Here is a 2,559-nt window from a genome sequence, read left to right on the forward strand (position 1 = left end):
CACCCGACATTGCGGCCGAACCCGCCATCCACGCGGCCGGGCGCACCTCGATCGTCAAGGTCGCCTTCGCCAGCATGATCGGCACGGCCGTCGAATGGTATGACTTCTTCCTCTACGGCTCGGCCGCTGCGCTGGTCTTCGGGCCCCTGTTCTTCCCCGACAACGCGGCTTCCACGGCCACCCTGCTGGCGTTCGCCACGTTCGCGGTGGGCTTCTTCGCCCGCCCGCTCGGCGGGATCGTCTTCGGCCACTACGGTGACAAACTCGGTCGCAAGAAAATGCTGGTCGTCAGCCTGCTCATGATGGGCGCCGCGACCTTCGCCATCGGCCTGCTGCCGACCTTCGCGAGCATCGGTATGGCCGCACCGCTGCTGTTGGTCGGCTGCCGACTGCTGCAGGGCTTCGCCGTCGGCGGCGAATGGGGTGGAGCGGTTCTGATGGCCGCCGAACACGGTGACAACGACCGCCGCGGATTCTGGACGTCGTGGACCCAGGCCGGGGTGCCCCTCGGGAACCTGCTCTCCGCGGTGGTGCTGTGGGTGCTGGCTCTGTTCCAGAGCGACGAAGCCTTCGATTCCTGGGGCTGGCGAATTCCCTTCCTGCTCAGCGCCGTTCTCGTTCTCATCGGGTTGTGGATCCGGCTGAGCATCGAGGAATCCCCGGTCTTCGCCGAAAACAAGAAAGCCCTCGAGAATCACAAGGCCGAGCACGCACCGATCATCGAGGTCTTGCGCAAATACCCCCGTGAGGTCCTTATCGCGATGGGGCTGCGGTTGGTGGAGAACACCTCGTACTACATCTTCACGGTCGTGGTGATGACCTACATGGTCACCTACCTGGATATGCCCAAGAGCGCCGCCATCGCGGGTGTGCTGATCGCCTCGGTCGCGCAGTTCTTCCTCACCCCGGTCATCGGTGCCCTGTCCGACCGGGTCGGCCGGCGGCCGCTGTACTTCACCGGCGCAGTCGGTGCCGGCATCTGGGGCTTCGTCTTCTTCCCCCTGATCGACACCGGCAACCAGACGATCATCGCGGCGGCGATCTTCATCGGGCTGATCTTCACCACCCTGATGTACGCGCCGCAGGCGGCGATGTTCTCCGAACTGTTCGGCACCAGCGTCCGCTACAGCGGCGCCTCCCTCGGCTACCAGCTCGCCTCGGTGTTCGCCGGCGGCCTCGCCCCTGTCATCGCGGTCGCGCTGCTCGGCACCGTCGAGGAGAAGAACACCATCGCGGTGAGCATCTACCTCGCCGTCCTGGCCGTGATCACCATCATCGCTGTGATCGCCGCGAAGGAAACCGCCCGCACCTCCCTCGTCCACGACCGGGTCCTCGACGAGGCCACCCGCAACTGATGAGCCGCCGGGCCGGTGTGCGGTGCTCACCCCGCACACCGGCCCGGTCACCACCATTCGAAAGAGCCTCTCCCATGAACACACCCGCCCACACCACGGTTCTGGACCTGTTCCGGCTGGACGGCAACGCCGCCCTCGTCACCGGCGCCTCCCGCGGCCTCGGCCGCGCACTGGCCATCGCACTCGCGGAAGCGGGAGCCGACATCCTCGCCGTCGACATCGGCGAACTCGACCAGGTCGCCAAGGAGGTACGCGCCCGGGGCGTTCACTGCGCGACCCGCACCGCCGACCTCAGCAACCTGACACCCGAATCGGCGGTCGAGCTGATCTCCTGGGCCAAAAACGAGTTCCCGCATCCGACGATCCTGGTCAACAACGCCGGCATCATCCGCCGCGGCCCGGCGACCGACACCACGCCCTCGGACTGGTCGGCGGTGCTCGACCTCAATCTCACCACCCCGTTCCTGCTGAGTCAGGCCTTTGCACGGGTCGCCCTCGACGATAATGCCGCCGCGAGCATCATCAACATCGCCTCGATCAACTCCTTCCAGGGTGGGATGGAGGTCCCGTCCTACGCCGCCTCCAAGCACGGCATCCTCGGACTGACCCGAGCGCTCGCGAACGAGTGGGCCGCACACCGCATCCGAGTCAACGCGATCGCCCCCGGCTACATGGAAACCGAGTTCACCGCCGCGCACCGCGAGGACCCCGCGCGGGCGGAGAACATGCTGCGCCGCATTCCCGCCGGCGTCTGGGGGCGACCGGAGGATCTTGCCGGCCCGGCGGTCTTCCTCGCCTCGGCCGCGTCCTCGTACGTCACCGGCACCGCCCTGTCCGTCGACGGTGGATGGCTGTCCCGATAACACCGCGACCACCACTCGGAGGACCCCCATGGCATTGACACCGCAGAACCGTACCGACGTCCCCGCCGCCGATGCCCGATCGTGGCTGCTCGTATCCACCGCACACAGCAGGAACTTCACTGACACGCACACCGGAGCGGCCGACGCCGTCATCTACGACCTCGAAGACGGTGTCGTCCCCTCCGCGAGACCCACGGCACGAGAATCCCTCCACCTCTGGTTCTCTCGCGGCGGCACCGGCTGGGTCCGTATCAACCCCGCCGGCACCGAGGACTGGAGCCGTGACCTCGACGCACTCGAGGCAACACCCGGGCTCTTGGGTGTGATGCTCGCCAAATGCG

General features: G+C 67.0%; 2 protein-coding genes and 1 pseudogene. All 3 read left to right on the top strand.

The window, feature by feature from the left end:
* On the top strand, positions 1–1,355 hold a 1,355-nt coding region (locus G9373_RS45000), incomplete at its 5' end, for an MFS transporter (protein WP_240961155.1).
* Between the two features lie 74 nt (positions 1,356–1,429).
* The gene (locus G9373_RS45005; protein ID WP_167121282.1) at positions 1,430–2,218 is read left to right on the top strand and encodes an SDR family oxidoreductase; all 789 of its coding nucleotides are present in this window, start codon (positions 1,430–1,432) and stop codon (positions 2,216–2,218) included.
* Between the two features lie 28 nt (positions 2,219–2,246).
* Positions 2,247–2,559: pseudogene (locus tag G9373_RS45010) on the top strand (aldolase/citrate lyase family protein); the annotation flags it as partial.

The sequence above is a fragment of the Rhodococcus sp. A14 genome, from assembly GCF_011603105.1.
Taxonomy (GTDB): domain Bacteria; phylum Actinomycetota; class Actinomycetes; order Mycobacteriales; family Mycobacteriaceae; genus Rhodococcus_F; species Rhodococcus_F opacus.